Source organism: Coriobacteriia bacterium (assembly GCA_016649875.1).
GTDB lineage: Bacteria > Actinomycetota > Coriobacteriia > WRKU01 > JAENWW01 > JAENWW01.
In genome coordinates, this window is the sequence record JAENWW010000024.1 from 1 (window position 1) to 6,008 (window position 6,008).

Consider the following 6,008-nt stretch of genomic DNA (forward strand, 5'->3'; position numbering starts at 1 on the left):
ATTAGGGAGATCATAAACAAACATCGCATAGGCCTTCTCCAAGGCCACGCGAATTTGCTCATCCGTCGGCTCGAAACCCAATCCGTAGGTAATATTGTCATAAATTGAATCATTGAAAAGCATCGGCGTTTGAGTGACATAACCAACTCCCCGACGTAACGTGCCGATATTAAAATCCTTGAGATCAACCCCATCGAATTCTATCGCGCCCGATGTCACATCGCGCATACGCGGAATCAGTTCGACCAGCGTAGACTTCCCCGCCCCTGAACGACCGACGAGCGCCGTAAAGGAACCAGCTTCAACTTTCGCGTTCACACCTTTAAGAACCTTTTTCCCGCGAGATATAAGAACGCCATCGGCCGAATATACATCGGGATATTCAAAATTAACCGATTTGAATTCGATGCTTTTCTCTAGATGGACGAAATCAGTATCCCCCGATTGCATAACATTGGCATCTTGAGCGGCACTGTACATCTCTTGCACAAGCTTCACTCCTGCAGCATTTGTCGATATCGCCTGAAGGGAGCCATTGAATTCTTTCGTCTTCGCGTTAAGCCGAGTAAGCATTACCAGGAGTAAGCCGAGTTGAGCCAGAGTCGAGCCTAAAACTGCAATTCCTATATACAACGTTACGAATACCGAGACCATCAGTATGGGATCGACAACGACCTCGACGGTCGCACCGACTTTTGCGACTTTGATTGAAAGGGCTCGCATAGTTTCTGATACACTGCGAATATTTTCAGCCTCTTCAGCTTTCGTATGGCGCAACTTGACTAACTGCATTTGCCCCATGCGCTCGACGATTTTTGCCATAAGGCTTTGGCTGAGCCGAGCATTTTCCAAAGCATTGGCCGATATCCACTTAAGCACTGCCTTATTCACCAGAGCCACAATAAGTGCAAAAAAGAGAGCACTAAAGGTAAGGGGCACTGAAAGCATCAGAAGAATCGCAATGTAAACCATCATCAGCATGAGGATGCCCAAAAGACTGATCACAGATAGGACAGCGGTGCCCGCAGTAATTGTCTGTCCCATAACCACGCCGACGAGCTGTCCGACGGGATGTCGAGAATAAAACTCAGGGTCAGCGTTATAAACTGCATCGACGACCTTCATGCGCAGACGGAGCATAATACGACTCGTCACCACAGAGGAATACCATGCATTGAAATAAAACATCACATTTCGCAGCAATATGGGAATAAACGCCATTATAAGCAAGACTACCAAAGAAGGCTTTATGCCAACCACGCTCAATAGGTGGGCAAACGCCTTCCAATAGGAATTTGAACTGTTCTCAAGCGCAGTTTTGCCGACCTCGGCATACTGGAGTATAGGCAATAAAAGTGATATGCCGATTCCCTCAAGTGCAGCAAAAACAACTGCAAAGCCAACCAAACCTGCAATTTCTGACTTTTTGACTTCTACAAATTTGAACAAACGAACAATCGCATTAATTCGCAGATATTCTTTTAGAAATTCAATTGTTTTTTTCACAATGCACTTTCATCTAGAAATATTAGCATTCATCATACAAGATATCGTACTAATTTTAGCATATAGCGAATATCAGCAACCTCGAAGTATTTCTGCACTTCAGAAGCACAAATAGACCGACCTATTAAGCAATCTTGTAGTTGCTCTATTTAAAAAAACCTGCTATCTCTTGAGTATATTTTTCAACCATCTCCGGAATGGAGTAGGTTTCTTTGACATAATTGTAGAGACGGCAAGCATAGCCGTCTCGTAGCTCATCATCGTCCATTAGCTTACGAACATCTGCAACTAGTTCCTCAAAATTCATATTTGCAACAAGCGCCGTGTTTTGCAGTGTAAACATGTGATTATCAGGATCACGACCCTCTGACACCACAGCGCACCCTCCGATGCCCGCTTGCAAGACAGTTATCGCAGGACCAGAGTCAATCTCACTCGTATACACAGACAATATCAAATTCTTCCAAAAGTGCCTTCTTGACCAAATACCTATCGCGGAAAGCCAGCCTCCGCATGTGTGCCTTCACTCGAAAAATCAACCCTTGAATTGCATCAGCTGGCTCTTCAGTTTCTGTGGGAATAATGGAGCAATAATCGTCGCACTTTTTTACGTTTTCATCCTTTACATATTCTGTTTTTTGTATTTTGTTTTTAACGAAATCTTTCATAATCAATACGATTCTATAAAGAATGTATTTCGCCCGGTAATAGCTCAGATTTAGTGAAATCCGAATCACACGCTGATGCGATTCGGAAGAAAATTTATGCCCTGCCCTCACAAGCTTGACCTTGAAGGGAGCATTGTTTAAATATGCCGGGAGTTTATTACCCTTTCCAAAAAACACAATACTTCCGCCCCCGCTTCGGTGAGCGTAATCGCTTCCTTATATTCCCGAAGTCTTGCGGAAAAATCTCCTTCAGAAAGAAACATTACTTTAAGACACGTTAAAGGACTCTCAGAAGCGCCGATTTCAGATTGTAATTTTACACCGATGTCCTTCTGGATACATATTTTTTATTCCGGTTTGCGCGAGGCGATATCTGCAAGCATGGAATCCCAGCCGGGTGGAGTCCAACCTGTTTCTTTTTGAAATCGTTCTGAATTGAGCGTTTTATCGACCACGAGGTCTTCGTTCGGCGTGATATCGACATTCCATCCGCACTGCTTTGCAAGTGAATTCAGCAAGGTATATTTATCGATCGGTGCGACAGAGACATGATAAAGCCCCGAGAGACCGGGCCTCTCAAACACCACATCGCGCATAACCTCGGTCAGCGCCGTGGTCGTCAATCCGCTGAATATCGCTTTCGTGTATCCCTTGAGCTTTTCATGACGGTGCGCAGCAAACCACCCGATGAGACTTGTTTGCGGACCGAGTTGCCAACCGATGATCGACGTACGCATCGTCAGCGTATTGGGCATGTCAACGACTTCACCGAGCATCTTCGATCTACCATATAAGTCATAGGCATCAGGCGTGTCGGATTCACGATACCCGCCTTCCGGACAGGTGCGGCCTGAAAAGACGCAATCGGTGCTCACATGGATCATCCGTGCCCCGGCATCGGCACACGCCTGGCTCAAGACATGCGGACAAAGGCTGTTCACCGTTATGGAGGGAATCGCAGCTTTGGCATCGTCTTTTTGCTTGACGATACCGATTGCATTGATAACCACATCGGGTTTTACCTTTGAAAGAATACCGTGTATCAATTCAGGATGCATCGCATCGAGACCCGAAATAATTTTCCCCGGCTCAACTGCGAGCGCAGGCAATTTATTCACATCACGACAAGCACCCCATACATCGAAGTCGGGCGCAAGCACACGAATAGCCTCATGCCCGAGCATTCCACCGGCTCCGAGGACTAAAACGCGCATTTAAACCATCCCCAGCACGATTCGAGCAACGGTATCGGAAACGTTTTTCGCAAGGTATTCGGCAGGTGGCGTCCAGTTGCCCGCATTACGAACGGCAATATCAACTGCAGGCAAAATACGCTCGGCTTTAACTCCCGCCAAAATATTACTTCCGCATTCGATGGTCTCGGGGCGCTCAGTGACATCACGCATGGTTACCGTGGGAACCCCGAAAATACAGCATTCCTCTTGGACGGTGCCTGAATCGCTCAGCACGCAAAATGCTTCTTTCTCCAGATGAACGAAATCGAAAAGGCCCATCGGTGGGACAAAATTAACCAGCCCCGCCTCGATACCATACTCTTCCATTTTATTTTTTGTCCGAGGATGGAGCGATGCCAACACCGGCATATCGTATTTCTCCCCTACCGCGTTGAGCGCATCTATAAGAGATGCGAGCCGTGCCGGATCATCGGTCATTTCAGCGCGATGCGCTGTGACGAGAAAGTATTTTTTTGAATCCACACCGAATTCGGCGAAAGGCTCCGAGGAATCAATCTGCGGAGCATAAAAATCGAGAACTTCTTTTATCGGATTGCCCGTGACGAAAACACGCCGGCGCTCGATCCCCTCGCGCACCAAATTCTCGGCACTCCGATAGGTGTACGGCATCAGGACACTCGATGAATGATCAATGACACGACGATTGACCTCTTCGGGTACACAATCATCGAAACAGCGATTTCCCGCTTCCATGTGGCACACTCGAATTCCCATGCGTTTTGCGACGAATGCACAGATTCCCGTGTTTGTATCGCCGAGAATCAAGACCGTGTCGGGCTTCTCTTTTGTGAAAAGCTCCTCAGCCGCCACAAGCATCTGACCGATTTGAGCGGCAAAAGAATCCGCGCGAATCCCCATGAACACATCGGGCTCGCGCACACCCATTTCTCGAAAAAAGAGACCGTTGAGCCGATCGTCATAGTTTTGCCCGGTATGCACGAGAATATGATTCTCGCCGAGCAGGTCGTCGAGCACCGCTATGACACGAGACAGGCGAATGATTTCAGGACGCGTACCGAGAATGGTGATTACTTTTGTCATTTATGACTCCAAGTAACGCTGGCCGATAACATCGGGAATTTTTTCGGTCAGGAATTTCGACAACTCCTCAGGAGTCATGAGCGCATTGTCCGAGCTGTAGGCTCCGACAAGCGCCGGCTCAGTTACCGGCTCACCGAGCTCGGGAATCATGGGGCGCAACGCATAGTAGCCTTCATGGCCGAAGACGGTACGCTGTGCCTCTTCATCGGAAAGGAGCGCCTCATGGATTTTTTCGCCGGGGCGAATTCCCGTAACGACCTTCTCCACGCCGCTATCGGCGATGAGAAAATCTGCAAGGTCGGTCATCAAGGCGCTGGGACAGCGCGGAACATATGTCTCGCCTGGTTTTGCCGCGCGGACTGCGGCAAATATCGTGTCGACTGCATCTTCAAGCGTCAACAAAAAGCGTGTCATGTCCGTGGTGGTGATGGTGACCGGACCGCCAGCGGCGATTTGGTCGAGAAAGAGGGGGACGACCGAGCCGCGAGACGCCAATACGTTTCCGTAACGAGCCGCGATAAAGCGCGTATCGGGAGCTCGAAGGTTTCCGTTGATGAACACTCGCTCTTGAATCGCCTTGGTCATGCCCATCACATTGACGGGCTTGCAGGCTTTATCGGTAGAAATTCCGACGACGGTTTCGACCGGAAGATTATGCTCTTCGATTGCGCGTACGATGTTCTCCGGTCCGAAGATGTTGGTCAGGCAGGCTTCCCATGGATAGTACTCACAAGAAGGCACCTGCTTGAGAGCTGCCGCCGAAAATAGAATATCCGCATCTTTTATGGCACGTACGACGCTCGCGTAATCTCGAACGTCCCCAATCATGAACTTCAAAGCATGCTTCGAGTTTTCATAGATGACTTCATCTGTCGCAGTGCATTGCTGCAGGAAATCGAGGCGCATATAGTGCTGCTTAGCCTCATCGCGAGAGAAAACAGTCACACTTTCGGGAACACCTTCGACACCGCTCATCAAACGACGAATGAGCACCTGTCCGAGCGAACCGGTGCCGCCGGTAACGACGATTCTTTTGCCTTCGAAAAGTTTAGTCATATATCTCTCCCAAATTGGTTCAAAACTAACACAATTGTAACACTGCACACTATGCCATGATATTTATGACGATTGTGTCTGTCCAACTGCCCCTATAAGTTGACTATTGAAGAGGTGTGCGTACGCTCCGCCTGCCCTCACAAGCTCCTCATGCTTTCCCCGCTCGACGATTTGCCCATCGCTGACCACCAAAAGCTGATCGGCGGCAACGACTGTCGCAAGACGATGAGCGATAACGATTAACGTCTTCACACCATGAAGATCATTAAGCGTCTTTTGAATATAGCCTTCCGACTCAGAATCAAGAGCGCTTGTCGGTTCATCGAAAACCAAGATGTCGGCGTCCTCTAAAAGAACGCGCGCCATTGCTATCCTTTGTCGTTCACCGCCGGAAAAACGCACCCCGCGATCACCGAGCTTAGATTCAAGCCCATTAGGGAGATCATAAACAAACATCGCATAGGCCTTCTCCAAGGCCACG

Annotated in this window: 7 protein-coding genes; all 7 read right to left on the reverse strand. The window is 48.5% G+C overall.

Translation table 11 applies throughout. From position 1 onward, the window contains the following. The coding region (locus JJE36_06935) for an ABC transporter ATP-binding protein (protein ID MBK5212019.1) at positions 1 to 1,506 on the reverse strand (1,506 nt) is incomplete at its 3' end. A gap of 145 nt (positions 1,507 to 1,651) precedes the next feature. Next, on the reverse strand, positions 1,652 to 1,879 hold the full coding sequence (locus JJE36_06940) for a hypothetical protein (GenBank protein ID MBK5212020.1): 228 nt from the start codon (positions 1,877 to 1,879) through the stop codon (positions 1,652 to 1,654). Positions 1,880 to 1,937: 58 nt separating this feature from the next. Then, positions 1,938 to 2,174, reverse strand: a complete 237-nt coding sequence (locus JJE36_06945; protein ID MBK5212021.1) for a hypothetical protein — start codon at positions 2,172 to 2,174, stop codon at positions 1,938 to 1,940. Between the two features lie 347 nt (positions 2,175 to 2,521). Next, positions 2,522 to 3,388 (reverse strand): SDR family oxidoreductase, encoded by an 867-nt coding sequence (locus tag JJE36_06950; protein ID MBK5212022.1) that lies wholly within the window; start codon positions 3,386 to 3,388, stop codon positions 2,522 to 2,524. Further along, complete coding sequence (gene wecB, locus JJE36_06955) at positions 3,389 to 4,471, reverse strand: UDP-N-acetylglucosamine 2-epimerase (non-hydrolyzing) (protein MBK5212023.1); 1,083 nt, start codon at positions 4,469 to 4,471, stop codon at positions 3,389 to 3,391. It lies immediately after the preceding gene. Further along, complete coding sequence (locus JJE36_06960; protein MBK5212024.1) at positions 4,472 to 5,527, reverse strand: polysaccharide biosynthesis protein; 1,056 nt, start codon at positions 5,525 to 5,527, stop codon at positions 4,472 to 4,474. Positions 5,528 to 5,590: 63 nt separating this feature from the next. Next, on the reverse strand, positions 5,591 to 5,983 hold the full coding sequence (locus JJE36_06965; protein MBK5212025.1) for an ATP-binding cassette domain-containing protein: 393 nt from the start codon (positions 5,981 to 5,983) through the stop codon (positions 5,591 to 5,593). Between the last annotated feature and the right edge of the window lie 25 nt (positions 5,984 to 6,008).